Source organism: Paenibacillus sp. FSL K6-2859, from assembly GCF_038008265.1.
Classification (GTDB): Bacteria; Bacillota; Bacilli; order Paenibacillales; family Paenibacillaceae; genus Paenibacillus_AQ; species Paenibacillus_AQ nitricinens.
Window position 1 is genome coordinate 976,212 of the sequence record NZ_JBBOYU010000001.1, and the last position, 18,936, is coordinate 995,147.

Genomic DNA, 18,936 nt, shown 5'->3' on the forward strand with positions numbered 1-18,936 from the left:
CTTTTTTTCACAAGGTGGATCTATCGGAATTTGTCGGAAATTTGTCCTGAAAAGTAGACATGACTACCCAGAGAGTGAGAAAATAGCATATAGAGTTTTAGTAAGAACTAAAAAGGACGGGATTATCATGACAATTCGTTTCGGGGTCATTGGAACAAACTTTATTACAGACCGCTTCGTGCAAGCCGGCTTGGAGAATGAGGAGTTTATCCTGACAGCCGTGTACTCCCGCACAATGGAGAAAGGTCAGGCCTTTGCTGCAAAATATGCTGGAGCTACAATTTATACGAATTTGGAAGATATGGTTTCCAGTAAAGATGTCGATGCTATTTACATTGCAAGCCCGAACTCCATGCATGCTGAGCAGGCGATTATGTGCTTAAACCATGGCAAACATGTGCTCTGTGAGAAACCGGCTGCCTCAAACAGTGCGGAGCTTAGAGCCATGATTGAAGCCGCTCAGAACAATGATGTGCTGTTGGTAGAAGCAATGAAATCGACATTTATGCCGAATTTCGGAGTGATCAGAGACAATTTGTATAAGATTGGCCAAGTACGTCGTTATTTTGCGAGCTATTGTCAATACTCATCGAGATATGATGCTTATCGGCAGGGAACAGTGTTAAATGCTTTTAATCCGGCATTCTCTAATGGCTCGTTGATGGATCTTGGCGTTTACTGCTTATATCCTATGGTAGTGTTGTTTGGGAAACCGAAGTCTGTAAAGGCCGTGGGTCTTATGCTGTCTTCCGGAGTGGATGGTGAAGGAAGTCTTGTCATGCAATATGATGATATGGATGCAGTTGTGATGCATTCCAAGATCGCTGATTCCTATTTGCCAGCCGAGATTCAAGGGGAAAGTGGTACAATGGTGATCGATAAGATCAACCAACCCTATCAAGTGAAGATTCATTATCGTGACGGGACCGTCGAGGAGCTTACACAGCCTCAGGTGTTCGAGTCTATGTATTATGAGGTTGAGGAATTTATCAACTTAATAAAGAATGGTGAACGGGAAAGCAGGGTTAATACACATGCGAATTCCTTGGCAGTAGCAGAAGTTATGGAGGAAGCCAGAGCACAGATCGGCCTCCGCTATGCCGCAGATCTATAAATAGAATGGGGAGCAGCACTTGAAGACTTTTAAAAAGGTATACATTGAGATAACAAGCGTCTGCAACCTAGCCTGCAGCTTTTGTCCACCAACCGCCCGAACGAAGAACTTTATGAAGCTCGATACTTTTAATACGATATTAGATGAAATTAAACCGCATAGTAATCATATTTACCTTCACGTAAAAGGTGAGCCATTGCTGCATCCAAAGATTGGTGAACTGCTGGATGCCGCACATGCCAAAGGGTTTAAGGTCAATATTACTACCAACGGTACGTTAATTCATAAGGCAGGCCCTAAGATTCTCGGCAAACCTGCAATACGACAGATGAACTTCTCTCTGCATAGCTTTGATGGGCATGAGGGATCTGAGAACCGCGAAGGGTATTTGGCGGAGATTATTTCTTTTGTACGGGAAGCCTCTGCGCAAGGCGTGATTATTTCCTTCCGGTTGTGGAATTTGACGGAGGATAACCTGACTAATCTAGAGAAGAATCGTAATCGTGAGACTCTTGCTATGCTAGAGGAAGCCTTTAATCTTGATTTTAAAATTGAAGAAAAGGTTGTACCTGGCAGCGGCGTCAAGATTGCTCCTCGGGTGTATCTCAATCAGGACCATGAGTTCCGTTGGCCTGCACTGAACGAACCGGAGGACGACGGAAAAGGATTCTGTCATGCACTGCGCAGCCAAGCGGCAATCCTCGTGGATGGTACCGTTGTGCCGTGCTGTCTAGATGGTGAAGGGGTAATCAACCTCGGCAACATTCATGAGACTCCATTCTCAGAAATCGTAGAGGGCGAGCGAGCGAATAATCTATTCTATGGATTCTCTCGTAGAGAGGCAGTGGAAGAGCTGTGCCGCAAATGCGGATACCGGCAACGGTTCGGAACTTAAAGATTTGAATGTAAACAGAACTGGGACATGGCTATTTCATGAGTCCTGGTTCTGTTTTTTAATGAATGGGAGTGTATATATAATAATAAGTCTATATAGTCTCCACTTGGAGCGAAGGAGGAGTATATGCTGAAATCGCTGGAAGCCATCACCTTATACCGTGAAGGAATACAAGATCATTTGGAGGATAACCTCTGGCTGAAGCTTATCGTTCAAGCGGAGGAGCAAATTGTCAATTTGGAGCGTGTGGAATCTCTGGAGGAGCTGGATCGCAGGAATCCTGTACTGGATTATGTGGAACGCAGTCTGCTGATTCTGGACCAACTTCCCCGCTCTATTTGGATCAAAGAGCTTGTGGAAGAAACGTTAATTTGGTCAGAAACGGCTAAGGGTGGCACATTGAAGGAAAGGTTACTTTGGCAGGAGGAAGGCATTAATTGTTTTGTACATAATATGGGTTCCGCACAGTTATACGGGAAACATTTGAGCGGTACGGTCTCTGAAACAAGTGCACTGGTTCATCGGCTTATTGAAACCCATGGACTGATAGGTCAGCAAATCCGTGGGGAGGTGCCTCCAGAAGTAAATAAGCCGCTCCGTGATCTTGTGGAAGAACAGTTACTGACTGCCGAGGAACTTGAACGCTTGCTAACCGTACTCAATCATTGCATCATCGGCGCTGTATCCCCCGAGCTCTGGCTGAATGTAGAGCATGAAGTGAAGCAGCTTATCGCTCTGATTTCATCCGGTGAACTTGCTAGTCCAATGCCGATGAAAGAAAGACTGCGCAGAATGCGGTTAGGTCCGATCTCTAGAGGAGAGGATTTCACTACGGAATGGGCAAAGCTGACACAGGAAGGCTTCCATGCGGAACGGTTAGAGTCTTTAAGTAAAACTATCTTCTGGTATGTGGAATCTGCAATGCAGACCTTCTCGTTGGAGCAATTTCTGAAGGTGATGTTGCTTGCAGCCCAAAGGGCTCAGCATGAACCCCTACGCCATATCAGTTTCGAGCAGGTAATGAACAGCATTTACTATGACTACAAGGGTGTTAAGAAGATCAATGTTTATAAGAAGCGGATTATAGAAAAATATTTAGCGGAGCTTACATGGGAAGATATTGAAAAAGGGACCTTACGTGATGAGAACCCTCATCTAATGCTTCGTCCTTATGCTAAGGAGTATCTGCCAGACACGGTATTTTTTCAGTTCCAATTTTCGGCAGCGGCAGAGAAGCTGATCGAATTCTGTATGGAAGCTGAAAAATCACCGTTATATGAACGTGCAGTACTGCTGTTATTCGATCTGTTCGAGCTGCGGAGGGATGCTTTCGACCGTTTTCATAATGAAGATACCTACTTAAGCCAAATGAATCATTCAGGAGATTATAAGGCTGTGATTCTGGAGCATGTCACTGGACAAAAAGTGCTGGATATCGGTCCGGGCGGCGGTGTGTTGCTGGATTTACTGGAAGAGCGTATGCCAGAGGTTACTCCTATCGGTATTGATATATCGAGCAATGTAGTGGAAGCTCTGCGGCAGCGCAAGCAACGGGAAGGGCGGCATTGGGAGGTCCAGCAGGGAGATGCGTTGAAGCTTAAAGATTTCGTGGAGGCTGGAACGGTGGACACGGTGATTTTTTCTTCGATTTTGCATGAACTATATTCTTATGTGCCGCTTAACGGTAAAAAGTTCAATCATGATACCGTTTCGGCCGCTCTGCGAAGTGCTTTTGATGTATTGTCAGTGGGCGGGGTTATCATTATCCGCGATGGGATAATGACCGAACCCACAGCATTGCTGCGGAGAGTTCGCTTTCTGGAGGAGGACGGTATGGCGTGGCTGGAGCGTTATGCGAAGGATTTTGCCGGACGTCAGATTCAGTATCAAAGATTAGGAGAGCAAGAAGTACTCATGCCTGTTAATGATGCTATGGAATTTTTATATACGTATACTTGGGGCGAGGAGGCTTATATTCATGAGGTACAAGAACAGTTTGGTTATTTTACTCCTGCGAAATTTGCCTCATTTATTGATCAGACTTTAGGAAAGCAGGCAAAGATTGAAGTCTTCCGGCATTACTTGCAAGAAGGTTATACCGAAGCGCTGCATGACAGAGTAAGGTTCATGGATGAGAGCGGACAGGAAGTGGCGCTACCGGACAGCACCTGCTTTATTGTGATTCGGAAGGAATAGTTGAACAATATAAAGTCATCTGCATATAAAAAAGCAATCGGCAAACCCTTTGATGTGGTAGAGGTCCGATTGCTTTTTCTATATATAGAATTTTGTTTTTGTTAGATTAGTATTTCTAGCTGCGATTTATCAGAATCTTCGGCTAAACGCTGAATTTCTTGGTAGGTGGCTAATTTCTCAGACCGTTCCTGATCTTTAATTTTATCTCCGGTTTCTTGTATAGTATCGCCTAACGTTTCATTCATTTCCGATATTCTATCTTCGATTTTGGATAACTGCTCACGTTTGGCTGTTGCGGAATGAGTAGAACGAGCTTCATCCAATTCGATTTCCTTGGTCAGAACTCTTGCCTCGCCATGCATCTTAGTGTGGGTAGAAGAAACAACCTCCATTTGAGAAATATTTTGGCTTATAGCAACAATCGTATTCAATCTTTCGTTTTGTACCTCTTGCTCGGTTTTAGGTTCATCCGATGGATCTGCTTTCTGAGCATTTTCTAAGCTCTTTTGTTGCTCTTCGAAGGCGTGTTTTGCAATTTGTTGGTCAATCGTTTGGAGCTGTTTATCGAATTCCTTAAGTTGATCTTGAATAGAATCAAGGTTATGTGAGTTTTTGGTGGTTCTTTCAATTAGGCTGTTCTTGCTATCGATGATACTCTGTTTTTGTTTAAGTAGAGAATCAACCATTCCGCTCATTTTAGATTGATTTTGAAAAGCTGCTTTTGCAGATTTGCTTATCGATAAGTGGTCTCCGCTACCGCTCGTCTTACTGTTTGAATTTATGGTTTTATCGTTAGTTTGATGTCTACCAGCTACATTTAGTCTCGTTCCCATAGCAGTGGTCATATTCGTTATATGCATGGCTCATTCTCCTCCTACGACGATAAGATCTATTTATAATATATCGGTAGATGAACAAGAAGAATTAATAAAGAGAGCCGTTAGCTAAGTCGAACAGCAAGATGTCAACGGGACTCCTTCCTAAACTCCGAAGGCGAGCATTTCATCGCTCTGCGAAATACTTTAATAAAATAGCTTACATTATCAAATCCGACTTCGAATGCGATGTCGGATATTTTTCTGTCGCTTTGTTGCAGTAGATCGGCGGCTTGGCGAATCCGGTAAGAGTTAATGTAATCCACTGGAGTCTTTCGGGTCATTTCTTTGAAAAAACGGCAGAACTGTCCCTCGCTCATGGGAATCAGCTCAGAGAGATCACGAGTTCGAATCGGCTCCTGATAGTTATCCTGAATATAGAGAATAATCTTCTTAAGTCGATTGATTTTAGTAGTATCAGCGTCATCCAGCTGGCTGCGGTTTACAAAACGATCCTCTGGGGCAATCAGCGAGAGCATGATGAGCAACGTGCCTTTAATAAAAGCTTCAAACCCGGGAGATTGCGCAGCGTAGGCGTCCATCATGCGTTCTAAGTGCCCGAGAAGTTCATGTTGCCATTTCACAGCTGGTGTTAGGTGGCGAGGAAAGCTTTGTCTTTTCTCCTGAAGGGGTAAGATGGTGTTCTGCTGGATCGTATCATATTGGGCACTAGCCAGAAGATCAGGAAGAAACACGAGCGCACAAAATTTGCAGGGTGTGTCTTCGTTAAGTACATAGGCAGCGTGAATATCACCGGACTCGATAAATACAGCCTCACCGGCTTTAAGTGGGAAATATTCGGTATCCACCTGAAACAGAATCTCACCTTCGAGCAGCATAAAAAACTCCGCTTCTTCATGCCAATGGGTATCGAGGACATGTGTTCCAGCCGGTAATTCTATCCAATAAGCTGCAAGCGGAAACATGCTATCGCCATGCACTCTGTCTTCTTTTAGCAAACTCTGGGTTGTACGGTCCATAAATGCCACCTCTTTCGGAAAAAACATCAAAATAGTGTTATAAATGAGCTATATAGTATTAGTTTTGTTTATTTTTTATCGGTATAATGCAACTATAAACACCAAATTGAAAGGTGGCAAGTACACAATGAAATTCACTGATGGTCTCTGGCTGGTGCGTGATGGTATCACGATTAACGGTGCAGTTCAAAATTATGTTGTAGAAAAGACTCCAGAAGGATTAACAGCAATTACTCAAACCACTCCAATCACAGGGCGTTCAGCGACGCTGAACTCAACCCTGCTTACTGTAAAATTTCATTCCCCGCTTCCAGGTGTGGTAGGGGTTAAGATTATTCATCATGATGGCGTACAAGAACGCGGTCCAGTCTTCGAACTCACAAAAGGTACTGGAGATCATGTTAAGATTGAAGAAACCGATTCCGAGACTGTACTGATCAGCGGCGGACTTCGTGTAGTGATTCGCAAAGGCCAACAATGGGCTGTGGATTTCTATCGTGGAGACGAGAGAATTACAGGCAGCGGTTTCAAGTCCATGGCTTATATCACAGATCAAGACGGCAACACGTATATGCGTGAAGAGCTGGATCTCGGTGTAGGTGAATTCGTATATGGTTTGGGCGAGCGTTTTACCGCTTTTGTAAAGAATGGACAGACCGTAGATCTTTGGAATAAAGACGGTGGTACTAGCTCCGAGCAAGCTTATAAGAACGTTCCTTTCTATGTAAGCAGCAAAGGCTATGGCGTATTTGTTAACCATCCTGAGCTGGTTTCTTATGAGATCGCTTCGGAAAAAGTGAAAAAAGCGCAATTCAGTGTAGCTGGAGAAAGCCTGGAATACTTCGTGATTGATGGTCCTACCATTAAGGAAGTGATCAGTAACTATACCTCACTTACTGGCAAACCTGCACTTCCGCCAGCTTGGACATTCGGCCTGTGGCTGACGACTTCTTTCACTACCGACTACGATGAAGCAACCGTAAACTCTTTCGTAGATGGTATGGCAGAGCGCGATTTACCACTGAGTGTATTCCACTTCGATTGTTTCTGGATGCGTGAATATCAATGGACCGATTTCCAGTGGGATGAGCGCGTATTCCCTGATCCAGTAGGCATGCTGAAACGCCTGAAAGAAAAAGGGCTGAAGATCTGCGTATGGATCAACTCTTATATCGGGCAACGTTCCCGCTTGTTTGAAGAAGGCAAGAAAAATGGTTATCTGCTCAAAAAACCTAACGGTGACGTTTATCAATGTGATCTTTGGCAAGCGGGAATGGCGCTGGTGGACTTTACCAACCCTGCGGCTTGTGAATGGTATGCCGGCTACCTGCGTGATTTGGTAGATATGGGTGTAGATAGCTTCAAGACAGACTTCGGCGAGCGTATTCCTACAGATGTAGTTTACTTCGATGGATCTGATCCGATGAAAATGCACAACTATTACACGCAACTGTACAACAAGGTTGTATTTGAAGTGCTAGAAGAGAAGCTTGGTAAGAATGAAGCAGCATTGTTCGCACGTTCTGCAACTGCCGGTGGCCAACAGTTCCCGGTTCACTGGGGCGGTGACTGCTACGCAGATTATGAATCCATGGCGGAGAGCCTTCGTGGTGGATTGTCTCTGGGCTTGTCAGGTTTCGGTTTCTGGAGTCATGATATCGGCGGATTCGAGAACACGGCTCCGGCACATGTATTTAAACGCTGGTTGGCGTTTGGACTATTGTCCAGTCACAGCCGTCTGCATGGTAGCACTTCGTACCGTGTGCCTTGGGCTTATGATGATGAAGCTTGTGATGTTACCCGTTTCTTCACCAAACTTAAATGTAGCTTGATGCCATATCTGTATGATGTAGCAGGACAGGCTCATGAACATGGCTGGGCTTCTATGCGGGCTATGGTTATGGAATTTCCGGAAGATCCTACCTGCGAGGTGTTGGATCGTCAATACATGCTAGGTGAATCCTTGCTTGTAGCCCCTATCTTCCAAGAAAACGGTGAAGCGAAGTACTACTTGCCGGCTGGTCGCTGGACTCACCTGCTTACTGGTGAAACCGTACAGGGCGGATCATGGCGCAAAGAGAAATATGATTTCTTTAGCCTGCCCCTATTCGTTCGCCAGAATTCCTTGCTGGCAATTGGCAGTGTGGATAACAAACCGGATTACGACTATGCGAATGGCGTGAAATTTGGCTTGTATTCACTTGAAGATGGCACCACGACTTCTGCAACCGTTCGTGATCTTAAAGGTGCTCCTGAATTGACTGTGAAGGCTGACCGTAAAGGCGGTACGGTAACAGTTACTGCGGAAGGCAGCGGTAAAGAATTCTCGCTTTCCCTTAAAGATCTGGGAGCTATCGCTTCTGTAGAAGGTGCAGAGCAAGTAGATGAAAATACAGTAAAAGTAAACGCAGGTGCAAAAACCGTATCGTTTACGATCACATTGAAATAAGATTGTTTCTTAAAGCATATTGATATAGCCATAACCTCTCTTGTAAACAGGGTGGACGATCTGTTCCCTTAGTTTATTGGAGAGGTTTTAGTGTTACAATCTTATGGAATAACGGGGGAAACGTTATGGATACTAATTTAACCAAGGGAAGTGGAGTATTGAACCAGACGGATTATACCTCAGCAACGGTTCTTTCAACTGCAGCGAATTTTATAATGAATAGGCAAGAACCGTTTACGCATACGTACCGGACTTATATTCGTTTAAGGGAAAATGGTACGTTAAAGTTAAAGTTCTGGCATAGCAATGCGGTGGATTCTACATGGGATCAAGGGCAAGAAGCTGTAGGCAGTGAACCTGGAGGCGACTGGGTTATCGAGACAGCTTATATCGCTGACGGAGGAACAGAACCAGACGGAACGATAACTGAAAATACACAGCATGCGCTTACCTTTGAGGGCAAAGCCTCAAAAACCGTTGCGGCTGGTGAATGTTTCTGGAGTGATGAGACAAGCATTGTTCTACCGGAGGGTCATTACTTGGCGTTTACGTGGACGATTAAGACGCTCACTGCAGGCAAATCGATTCCTTTCAATGTAGAAGGGATGCTGGCTACAGCTTATGACGGGCCTGGAAATCTTGCTGCACAGCAATCAGCGGATGGTTTTACTGTGTCTGATAATCTTTTGGTACTGCCAAGCTTTATTGGGTATAAGAAATCTGTTACCAAGAGACTAGTATTTCTGGGGGATTCGATTACTCAAGGTGTGCGGACCTTAAAGGATGCGTACGAATATTGGGTTGCGAGAATTGCGGATGGCCTTAGCACGGATATTGGGGTATGGAATCTCGGCTCTGGCTGGGCTAGAGCTTATGATGTGGCCGCGGATGGCCCATGGCTAAACAAAGCTAAGCAGAGTGATGAAGTGATGATCGTACTCGGAGTAAATGACATTGATATTGGCTGCCGTTCGGCGGACGAGCTTCTTGGTGATTTGCAGACCCTTATTTCTAAGATCAAGGGGGCAAATGCTGAAGCTAGTATTATTCTAGGTACGGTACCGCCATTCAATTTCCAGGGCGAGAGAGAAGAGACTTGGCGCAAGGTGAATCGTGAGATTTTGTCCAATCCGCCTATAGGTGTGAGCCGGGTGTTTGATATAGCAAGCCTATTATCATTACCTGCACCAGATGATCATCTTATCAGACCGGAGTATATGAGTGGAACAGACGACCCGCATCCGAATGGCGAAGCCGGCAAGACGGTTGCGGACGCCTTTTTAAAAATATAAGAATTTAAGTTTCACGCTATACATTATCCTTATATTTCTGCGAGAAACGGTTGTCTTCCATAAAGGAGACAATCGTTTTCTCGTAGCGAGGTATGAATTAAATTTTAGTCTGGTTTCGGTAGTCCTTAGGTGATGCCCCAATCTGTTTCTTGAAGACCTTGCTAAAGTATTTCACATCATGAAACCCGACCATTTCAGAAATTTGCGACAGCCTAAGCCGAGGGTTCTGCATAAGCAGCTTAGCTTTATCTATCCGGATGTTAACGATATAATCAGAGAAATTAATGCCGTATTCCTGTTTAAATCGGCGTGATATATATTCGCGGCTAACATAGAACTTACTGGCAACCTCCTGTAGGGAAAGATCGGAGGCGTAATTGAGTTCAATATATTTCACGATGTCATGCATAGGATTACGTTCTTTAGCTTGTTTAGCCGAGAATACTTCTGACAGTCGCTCCATCAGGTCAAATGACCAGTCACGCCAGGCAAATAAGGAGAACGAGTATCCGTTCGTATAAGGGGCCGGATGAAGCTGGTCGGCCTGTTCTAGCTCGGCTAGTGCGCTATCGGCATCAGGGCCTAACATTTCACGTACTAACTGGGAACGGAATAAAAGAGCATCATTCTTCCATGAGTTTAGGATCTCTGGTGTAACAATACCACCTCGGCTAAGCTCATCTACCCAGTGCTGCGCTGCTGAGGATATAACTTCAGGGCTTCCACTGATGACTGCCATTTTCCAATCCTCCTTCACACGAGCAAAGATCGTCGGAGATGCATTTCCTTGAATTTTTGGCTTTGAGATTTCATTTCGCTCTTTAAACTCTTCAGAAGAACTGGAGAAATGGCAGTAATCCTCATGAACTAATAAATTTCGACGCTGCAGGGCCTCGGCCACTTCTGCACGCTGAGAAGGTAATTGCTTAGGCAGGCTACCGATACAGCTAATTCCGAAATGCATTCGGACCTGTAGGGTAGCGTAGATACCATGATTAATTTTACCTATAAGCTCGACAACTGACGTTTGAATATCCCATAGAATAATGGCAATCTCCGAAGGACCTCCCCAGTAACGAAAGGCCACACCCTTATGCTGACCTTGTAGAAATTCATTGCATATATTGACGATTGCGTAATTCATGAGTCCAGTGTCTCCTCCAAAACGTTTGAGCAGGAGATTATTTCCTGTGTCTGTCTGCACCAGGATTAAGCGCGAAGTGAGGACATTGTCCGGGATAATGCCATCGTTACATAATCTTCGGAAGGATAATTCCGAGTTGATCGGATCATCGATTAACGCGGATAGAAGCTTTTCTCCGTAGATGGGCTTGAACTCATTGAGCTGAATACTCTGCTTCTGTCGCTCGCTCCGATCAGCTTCCTCTGAACGCCAGGCAGTCACTGCCTTAGCGACTGCAACATTGATGGCCTCTGCTTCAATGGGTTTAAGGATGTAATCAATCCCTCCATGGCGTACGGTCTGGCGGACGAACTCGAAGTCATTATGTCCGCTGACCACAATAAACTTGGTGTTGCCGGCAAATTCGTTAACCCATGTCATTAACTCTATGCCATTGCCGGATTCCATCATCATGTCCATAATGACTAAGGCGGGTTTTGCTTGCCGAATAATCTCTATGGCCTCATTTCCGTTTCCGGCTTCCAGAATCCCATCGATTTGATGCGCGTCCCAGTCAACAAGAAGTCTAACTGCTTTTCTAACTCTCGCTTCGTCATCAACAATTAACGCCTTCATATCGTCTCACGCTCCGCTATAATGTCTATTTCCAGTCTTACAACCACTCCACCCGCTCTGAGGTTGTCCACAGTCAAGAGGGCACTGTCTCCGCATACTAGCTTGAGCCGTGCCAGAACGTTCGGCAGACCAATACCAGATCCAGCAGCTTCCTTGTCTTGCTCAGAATTTCTTAATAAATCAATATCTGTTCTAGTGGAATGTTGAAGTTTCTGCCGTAGAAGATCCAGTTTCGCAGAAGGAATGGCATTTCCGTTGTTTTGGATACGAATTTCCATCCGCTTGTCACCTGCTCTTGCTGCGGTGATCTCAATGAATCCATCCGTACGGGAATGATTAAACCCATGTTTGAAATAATTTTCTACAATAGGCTGCAGAATCATTTTAGGCATAAATGTCTCTAAAAGAGATTCCTCCATATCGTAACGGAAACTGAATTTATTTTCAAAACGTTCCTTTTGCAATTCAATATAAGCTTTGACATGATCCAGCTCGTCTTTAACGGTGACAATCTTCTCCTCATTGTACATGCTGTAACGCATCATTTTCGCAAGCGCCGAAAGAAGAGAATAGATTTGGGGTACCTTAAGCTCCAAGGCAAGCGTACCGATGATTTGCAAGGTGTTGTTGAGAAAATGCGGATTGATCTGCGCTTGCAAAGCCCGCAGCTCATTCGTTTTATTCGTTAATTCCAGCTTATACTCTCTCAGGATCAGATTATTGATCGTATCCATCATACTGCGGAACCGCTCTGTAACGACACCGATCTCGTCTTTGCCCATGGGGCGGATATCGATATCAAGCTTTCCGGTCTGGACCTGATTCATATAGCGGGTCAACTGCTTAATCGGGGCTGTGATTCGAAAAGAGATTAGGATTGTTAGTGTAGTAATGGTAATCAACAGCAGGACCATCAGTGCTATATTAATCTTTGCCGCTTCATTGGCTTCTCGGAAAAGATAGGAAACAGGAATCTGCTTTACCAGTGTCCATTTCAATCCTGGACCTTCGATATTCTGGTAAATAAACATGGCTTTATCCTCTTCAAAGTAGCCCTGTGGGCTAGGATTTCCCGCGATGTGTGCATTGTACCAATTACCTTTCAGTTTCTTACCGTATTCTTCGCTATTGTCCCCATAGACAATGTTTCCGCTGCCATCCAGCAGCCAGATGTTCTCTTGCTTCTGGTCATATAACTGACTGATGATGTCGGTTAGCGCTGTTAGCTTGACATCAATCGACAGGTAGCCAAGTGCCTTTGTGGTAGGGACCTTTTCAATTCTTCTATGCAAGGTAAACACTGGTTCCGGTACGAACTGCGGGATCGGTGCCGTTAGGCCGTAGCTATGACTTATATGTGTGCTCTGTATGGATACCGTAGACTCGGTAGTGATTTTGGAGTCAGGATAAGGTGGGATACCCTGCCAACGTTTCGGTGTACTCTGGGTAAGCAGAGTAGCTGTGTTTTCTTTGACACCGTATAAATAGACCTGAGAGATGTCAGGCATAGAGGATGAAATATAATTCAGAGAAGAGTAGATTCTTGCATTGGCTAGCATATCCTCGTATCCGGCTTCCAGTGACCTGTAGAATTCTGAATCTGAATAAACGATAAGGGAGAGTCGATTCAGCTCCTGAATCAGACTTTGGATATTTTTAGTGCCTTGAAAGAGAAGATTCGTATTCTCATCTACTGCTCTTGTTCTTAAGGATTGAGTACTAAAGTGGTAACTTATAAACATTGTGGCCATAATGCAGATTAAAGTTGGGAGTAGGATGAAAACGATCATTTTTGTGCGAATCGTGTTCCATTTCATCGAAATTTGTCACATCCGATCAATATTTTACACCTGAAAGATCACTTCCGTAGGTGTGAGGTAGCCTCAAAAAAACAGATAATATGTGTATAAAGCATAAACAAGTAAGTGAGCAAAAGAAAGGGGGGGACAATAAATGCGCGGCACTAAGTTGTCCCAGTTAGGTCAACAAGCATTTTTCGTTGGTCCTGCAGTCTTGTTTTTTACCTTAATAACGATTATCCCATTCATCATGGGGATGTATTACTCTTTCACAGACTGGAACGGTGTATCTGGTCATGTAAGTTGGGTCGGATTTCAAAACTTCTCCACTATATTTACGAATGACCCCGACTTCTGGTCTTCCTTTTGGTTTACAGTAAGATTTACTGTGTTAGGTGTTGTTTTGACTAACGTGGTAGGATTCTTCCTAGCTTATCTGTTAACGAAACCTTTAAAGACACGGAACATGCTTCGGACTATTTTCTTTATGCCGAACGTTATTGGGGGATTGTTGCTTGGGTTCATCTGGCAATTTATCTTCATCAAAGGGTTCGCAACGATGGGAGAACTCACCGGCTGGTCGTTCTTTAATCTTCCTTGGCTGGGTGATGCAACAACCGGCTTCTGGGCGATTGTGATGGTTTTTGTTTGGCAGTCATCTGGTTATCTGATGGTTATCTACATCGCTTCTCTAAGTAACGTATCGAAAGAAGTATTGGAAGCGGCTGATATTGATGGTGCCTCCCGTTGGCAGGTCCTGCGCAGCATTGTAGTTCCATTGATCATGCCTGCTGTAACTATCGGTTTGTTCCTAGCGATTTCTTGGTCCTTCAAAATGTTCGACCTTAACCTTTCCTTGACGAAAGGTGGACCGTTCAAATCTACAGAGTCGGTTGCCATGAATATTTACAATGAAGCCTTCCTGAACAATCGTTACGGTCTGGGTACTGCTAAAGCGCTACTGTTCTTTGTTATCGTAGCGATTATCACTCTGATTCAGGTCCGTATTACGAAGAGCAAGGAGGTAGAAGCTTAATGAACGCTAAGTCAAAAGGCAGATGGAATATCGGCGTAGAGGTGTTGATGATTCTTCTTGCCCTTCTCTTCCTCTCTCCATTTTATTTCTTACTTGCGAACTCAGTGAAATCCTTCGGTGAAATTCTGAGTGATGCCGCAAGCTGGCCACAGACATTTATGTGGTCGAACTATACAAATGCTTGGAAATTGGCACGGTTTGGTGAAGCTTTCCGAAATTCGGTTATCATAACGGTTATCAGTGTTATTCTGATCTCTCTGTTTAGTGCGATGGCTTCTTATCGTATGGTTCGGGCGAATACGAAATTCAATCAATTTTTGCTGCTGTTGTTCGTAGCTGCAATGGTTGTTCCGTTTCAAACGATCATGATTCCAATCTTGAAAGTCGTAAATGTAATTGGAGTAAACAACTCCTTCCTAGGATTGATCATTACGAATCTAGGGATCAGTGTTCCAATGGCAATCTTTCTGTTCCACGGTTTTATCAAGTCCGTTCCGCTTGAAATCGAAGAGGCGGCAACAGTTGACGGATGTAATCCAATTACCGTATTCTTCCGCATAGTACTTCCCTTGCTGAAGCCAATGGTAATGACAACGATCGTGCTGAATGCACTTGGAATATGGAATGATTATCTGCTGCCTTCCTTGATTCTTCAGGCACCAGAACTTCGTACCATTCCGCTGGCGACCTTCTCCTTCTTTGGTCAATACACCAAGCAATGGGATATGGCGCTTCCGGCTCTCGTAATCGGGATTGCTCCAATTATCATCTTCTATCTGTTTATGCAGCGTTACATTGTTGAGGGAATAGCGGCTGGCTCGGTGAAAGGTTAACACCGAGCCCTCCGTTCCAAATATTGTAGACTTGATCCACTATCTTAAGGGGGAAAACATAATGAATAAGAAACGCTCGGCAGTTGCACTTTCGGCAGTAATGGCTATGAGTTTAGCATTAACAGCATGTGGTGGAGGCAATAACGCTTCTAGTAACTCACAAAATGGAAGCGCTGGCACGGATAAAGGCCAAGTAAAAACGGTTAAAATCTTTCAGTTCAAAACTGAAATCGTTGAAGGTCTGAATGAGCTCAAGGTTGAATTTGAAAAAGAATACCCTAACATCAAGCTGGATATCCAAACCGTTGGTGGTGGTGCGGATTACGCAGCAGCACTGAAGACGAAGTTTGCTTCCGGCGACGCACCTGACATTTTCTCCAATGGTGGATATGCTGAAATGGAGCTTTGGGGAGATAAGATGGAGGATCTGTCCGACCAACCTTGGGTGAAAGATCTGATTCCTATGGCTGCAGAGCCAATGACTAAAGACGGTAAAGTATACGGTATGCCAATGAACCTTGAAGGTATTGGATTTGTATATAACAAAGACCTATTTGAAAAAGCAGGCATCACTGAAACTCCAAAAACATTGTCACAACTAGAAGAAGCGGCTAAGAAACTACAAGCCATTGACGTAACTCCTTTTGGTAATGCATATCAAGAATGGTGGCTCCTTGGTAACCAAGGCATTAGCGTAGCATTTGCACAACAAGACGATGTAAATGGCTTCATTAAGAGCTTGAATGAGGGTACGGGTACAATCATAGGTAACAAAGTGTTTGAAGATTGGAGCAACTTGCTCAACCTGACTTTGAAATACGGACAAAAAAATCCTTTGACCACAGATGCTAACACTCACTTGGCTATGTTTGCTAAAGGTGAAATCGCAATGATGCAAGAAGGGAACTGGGCACAAACACTTGTAGATAACATCACACCTGATATGAACATCGGGATGTTCCCAATGCCAATCAATGAAGATGCTGAGAAAAACGATAAAATGACTGTAGGTATTCCTGCTAACCTTGTTGTAAACAAAGATTCCGGATCTAAAGAAGAAGCTAAAACCTTCTTGAACTGGTTGGTAACTTCTGATATGGGTAAAGAGTATATCGTTAAAAAATGGAAATTCATTCCTGCTTTATCCACAATCGAAGCTACTCCTGAAGATATCGGTAAGCTTGGATCTGACGTATGGAATTATGTAAAAGAAGACAAGGTGTATGGTTTGCAATCTTCTAAATTCCCTGATGGTGTAACCCAAGAATTTGCTAGTGTTATTCAACAGATGATTGCTGGCAAAGTGGATGTGAACGGCTGGATGACTGGCATGCAAGCAGCTTGGGACAAGCTTAAGAAATAAGGAAAGCTCGTTCATAAAAAAGATTAAAATGGACAAGTAGTTCACAAAGGCGTTCTCCGTATACCTCATCAATATGAGACGGGGAGCGCCTTTTATCTTAGCTAGGGGAGAGGGCGCCGATGAAACGATTTGATCCTATTCAGATGGGTGTGGACTATTACCCGGAACATTGGGAAGAATCCATGTGGGAACCGGATATCAGTTTAATGAAGGAAACAGGTGTTAAGGTAGTTCGAGTCGCCGAGTTTGCATGGAGCCGATTAGAGCCTACGGAGGGGAATTACCAGTTCGGGTGGCTGGATCGCGCGCTGGATCTTTTTCACAAATATGAACTGCAAGTTGTGATCGGTACGCCGACTGCTACACCTCCTAGATGGTTAACTACGAAATTTCCGGACGTGCTGCCAGTGTTTGCGAACGGAGATATATTCCACCCAGGGGTACGCGGACATCGCTGTTATAACAGTGCATCTTTACGTGAATACGGAAGCCGTATTACCCAGCGTCTTGCTGAGCACTATAGTGAACACCCGGCCGTTATAGGCTGGCAGACTGACAATGAATTCGGTATGTTAGATTGTCATTGTGACGCTTGCAATATAGCGTTTCGCACTTGGGTAAAAGCCAAATATGGCAGCCTTGATCGGGTGAATGTAGAGTGGGGAACGGTTGTGTGGAGTGGAGAATACAGCGATTGGAATGAGCTTACGGTTCCACTGGGCGGATCGCCACATCAGAATCCATCGTTTCTGCTAGATTATCAGCGGTTTCAGTGGGATTCGGTGGTAGCATTCCAGAAGACGCAGATTGATATTTTGAGGTCTGTTTGTCCGCAGCATTTTATCACTCATAACTTTCACAGCTATCCGCAGCGTCTGGATATGTACGCAGTCGGTGCTGATCTGGATATCGCTGCATTTGACTATTATCCGAATACTTCACCAACCAAGCAAGCGACAACACCATATAGCGGAGCACTTTCGTTAGACGTAACCCGAGGGATTAAACGTCAAAACTTCTGGATCATGGAGCAGCTAAGCGGCTCACCAGGTTGTTGGATGCCGATGTGGAGAACGCCGTATCCTGGGATGCTTCGTGCTTATGCGTGGCAGACGATAGCCAGAGGTGCGGATACTGTCGTTCATTTCCGTTGGCGTAGTGCAGCCGCAGGTGCAGAGCAATTCTGGCATGGACTGATTGATCACAGTAATGTCCCAGGACGCAGATTTGCAGAGTTCACTCAGCTATGCCATGAAGTGAATACACTTGGGGAAAGGCTGACTGGAACGACATTAAAGCATGAAGTGGCGATTCTATATTCTCATGAAGAGAAAGCCGCACTGGATATTCAGCCTCAAGCTGAGGGATTTGATTATTATGAGAATATTAAACAGATCCATCGTGCAGTAACAAAGCTTGGCTTGGGCTGCGATGTGATTGACCTCAGACAACCACTGGATGGATATAAAGTAGTGATCGCGCCAAATTTATACTTGCTGGATGAGGAGATCGTACGTAGTTTGGAGGATTTTGCACTAGCTGGCGGCACCTTGCTCATTACCAACCGAAGTGGCGTGAAAACTACAAATAACATCGCAGTCATGCAGCCACTGCCGGGACTACTGAGCTATTGCACAGGGATTGAAGTACTGGAGTATGATCCGATTGGTGCTGAAACCCATAAGGTTGTTGATGCTGAGGGGAACCAATATGAATGTACGCAGTGGTGCGACATCCTGAGACCAGTTGTGGCGTGGCCGATTGCTTGGTATAGCGATGATTTCTATAGTGGAACACCGGCTGTAACCGTTAATGCTTTTGGGAAGGGTCAGGTTTATTATTTTGGAACGCATATGGAAGAGCGCTTCTGGTCAGTGTTGTTGGAGCGCCTTTCTAAACAGCAGGGGCTGTTTAGATTTGAGGGACTGCCGGATGGAGTACAGGCCTCTGTGCGTTCGGGAGATCAAGGCAGCTTCTTATTTTTGCTTAACTTGAGCCGGGAGTCTGTGACAGTCACCTTGCCACAAGAGTATAGCAGTCTGCTCGATCACTCGATTTGTTCAGGAGAGCTGCAGCTTGAGCCATATGGTGTAGAAATTCTGGAGATGTGAAAGGATTCTTAGTAACCGTTGATGGGGAGGGCGTTCTTATCTCCTTCGACCTATGATTGAATCCTTTGGGATTGTGAATGGGATTGCACTCTGTGCAATAGAATTCCTTTTTGGGTGGGGGAATTTGAAATCTGTTGCACATTGTGCAATCAGATTGGTGGAAAGCCTCCATTTTAATGGATTTCACAAGATTCTAATGCACGAAGTACAACAGAACGCTCGAAATGAGATGGA

General features: G+C 44.6%; 13 protein-coding genes. 9 read left to right on the forward strand and 4 right to left on the reverse strand.

The genetic code is table 11. The features are described from left to right. Window positions 1-127: 127 nt before the first annotated feature. The 3 genes from MHB64_RS04290 to MHB64_RS04300 all read left to right on the forward strand — a co-directional run bounded on the left by MHB64_RS04290 (window position 128) and on the right by MHB64_RS04300 (window position 4,205). A complete protein-coding gene (locus MHB64_RS04290; RefSeq protein WP_094870760.1) occupies window positions 128-1,114 on the forward strand; it encodes a Gfo/Idh/MocA family protein in 987 nt (328 codons plus the stop codon). Between the two features lie 19 nt (window positions 1,115-1,133). Next, window positions 1,134-2,009 (forward strand): radical SAM/SPASM domain-containing protein, encoded by an 876-nt coding sequence (locus tag MHB64_RS04295; protein ID WP_341133798.1) that lies wholly within the window; start codon window positions 1,134-1,136, stop codon window positions 2,007-2,009. Between the two features lie 126 nt (window positions 2,010-2,135). Beyond that, entirely contained in the window at window positions 2,136-4,205 is a 2,070-nt protein-coding gene (locus tag MHB64_RS04300) for a class I SAM-dependent methyltransferase (RefSeq protein WP_341133799.1), read from the forward strand. A gap of 101 nt (window positions 4,206-4,306) precedes the next feature. On the opposite strand, the gene MHB64_RS04305 is transcribed toward MHB64_RS04300, so the two are convergent. Together MHB64_RS04305 and MHB64_RS04310 are read right to left on the reverse strand one after the other, a co-directional pair. Next, window positions 4,307-5,065 (reverse strand): hypothetical protein, encoded by a 759-nt coding sequence (locus tag MHB64_RS04305; RefSeq protein WP_341133800.1) that lies wholly within the window; start codon window positions 5,063-5,065, stop codon window positions 4,307-4,309. A 104-nt stretch (window positions 5,066-5,169) separates the two neighbouring features. Then, window positions 5,170-6,060 carry an AraC family transcriptional regulator gene (locus tag MHB64_RS04310; protein ID WP_094875474.1) on the reverse strand — a complete coding sequence of 297 codons (891 nt, stop codon included), beginning with the start codon at window positions 6,058-6,060 and terminating at the stop codon, window positions 5,170-5,172. Window positions 6,061-6,187: 127 nt separating this feature from the next. Between MHB64_RS04310 and yicI the strand changes: the two genes are divergently transcribed. After that, window positions 6,188-8,509 (forward strand): alpha-xylosidase, encoded by a 2,322-nt coding sequence (gene yicI / locus MHB64_RS04315; RefSeq protein WP_341133801.1) that lies wholly within the window; start codon window positions 6,188-6,190, stop codon window positions 8,507-8,509. 125 nt (window positions 8,510-8,634) lie between these two features. Next, window positions 8,635-9,801, forward strand: coding sequence for an SGNH/GDSL hydrolase family protein (locus tag MHB64_RS04320; protein ID WP_341133802.1), 1,167 nt, complete (start codon window positions 8,635-8,637; stop codon window positions 9,799-9,801). A gap of 97 nt (window positions 9,802-9,898) precedes the next feature. Here the strand turns inward: MHB64_RS04320 and MHB64_RS04325 are convergent, their stop codons facing one another. Both MHB64_RS04325 and MHB64_RS04330 read right to left on the reverse strand, forming a co-directional pair. Then, complete coding sequence (locus MHB64_RS04325) at window positions 9,899-11,560, reverse strand: helix-turn-helix domain-containing protein (RefSeq protein WP_094870767.1); 1,662 nt, start codon at window positions 11,558-11,560, stop codon at window positions 9,899-9,901. After that, on the reverse strand, window positions 11,557-13,377 hold the full coding sequence (locus tag MHB64_RS04330; protein ID WP_094870768.1) for a cache domain-containing sensor histidine kinase: 1,821 nt from the start codon (window positions 13,375-13,377) through the stop codon (window positions 11,557-11,559). The genes MHB64_RS04325 and MHB64_RS04330 overlap by 4 nt, the downstream gene beginning before the upstream one ends. 136 nt (window positions 13,378-13,513) lie before the next feature. Here MHB64_RS04330 and MHB64_RS04335 point away from each other — a divergent pair, with 136 nt between their 5' ends. From MHB64_RS04335 to MHB64_RS04350, 4 genes are all read left to right on the forward strand, one after another. Beyond that, window positions 13,514-14,395 carry a carbohydrate ABC transporter permease gene (locus MHB64_RS04335; RefSeq protein ID WP_094870769.1) on the forward strand — a complete coding sequence of 294 codons (882 nt, stop codon included), beginning with the start codon at window positions 13,514-13,516 and terminating at the stop codon, window positions 14,393-14,395. Then, on the forward strand, window positions 14,395-15,228 hold the full coding sequence (locus MHB64_RS04340; RefSeq protein WP_094870770.1) for a carbohydrate ABC transporter permease: 834 nt from the start codon (window positions 14,395-14,397) through the stop codon (window positions 15,226-15,228). Before MHB64_RS04335 ends, MHB64_RS04340 begins: the two co-directional genes overlap by 1 nt. Window positions 15,229-15,289: 61 nt before the next feature. Next, window positions 15,290-16,591, forward strand: coding sequence for an ABC transporter substrate-binding protein (locus MHB64_RS04345; protein ID WP_341133803.1), 1,302 nt, complete (start codon window positions 15,290-15,292; stop codon window positions 16,589-16,591). 119 nt (window positions 16,592-16,710) lie between these two features. Further along, on the forward strand, window positions 16,711-18,702 hold the full coding sequence (locus MHB64_RS04350; protein WP_341133804.1) for a beta-galactosidase: 1,992 nt from the start codon (window positions 16,711-16,713) through the stop codon (window positions 18,700-18,702). The last annotated feature ends 234 nt before the right edge of the window (window positions 18,703-18,936 follow it).

Bases quoted from the DNA above. Each gene is read 5' to 3' on its own strand.
- MHB64_RS04350 (WP_341133804.1), top strand. From the start codon at position 16,711: ATGAAACGATTTGATCCTATTCAGATGGGTGTGGACTATTACCCGGAA.
- yicI (WP_341133801.1), top strand. From the start codon at position 6,188: ATGAAATTCACTGATGGTCTCTGGCTGGTGCGTGATGGTATCACGATT.
- MHB64_RS04345 (WP_341133803.1), top strand. From the start codon at position 15,290: ATGAATAAGAAACGCTCGGCAGTTGCACTTTCGGCAGTAATGGCTATG.
- MHB64_RS04330 (WP_094870768.1), bottom strand. From the start codon at position 13,377: ATGAAATGGAACACGATTCGCACAAAAATGATCGTTTTCATCCTACTC.
- MHB64_RS04325 (WP_094870767.1), bottom strand. From the start codon at position 11,560: ATGAAGGCGTTAATTGTTGATGACGAAGCGAGAGTTAGAAAAGCAGTT.
- MHB64_RS04335 (WP_094870769.1), top strand. From the start codon at position 13,514: ATGCGCGGCACTAAGTTGTCCCAGTTAGGTCAACAAGCATTTTTCGTT.
- MHB64_RS04320 (WP_341133802.1), top strand. From the start codon at position 8,635: ATGGATACTAATTTAACCAAGGGAAGTGGAGTATTGAACCAGACGGAT.
- MHB64_RS04305 (WP_341133800.1), bottom strand. From the start codon at position 5,065: ATGCATATAACGAATATGACCACTGCTATGGGAACGAGACTAAATGTA.
- MHB64_RS04300 (WP_341133799.1), top strand. From the start codon at position 2,136: ATGCTGAAATCGCTGGAAGCCATCACCTTATACCGTGAAGGAATACAA.
- MHB64_RS04290 (WP_094870760.1), top strand. From the start codon at position 128: ATGACAATTCGTTTCGGGGTCATTGGAACAAACTTTATTACAGACCGC.
- MHB64_RS04340 (WP_094870770.1), top strand. From the start codon at position 14,395: ATGAACGCTAAGTCAAAAGGCAGATGGAATATCGGCGTAGAGGTGTTG.
- MHB64_RS04310 (WP_094875474.1), bottom strand. From the start codon at position 6,060: ATGGACCGTACAACCCAGAGTTTGCTAAAAGAAGACAGAGTGCATGGC.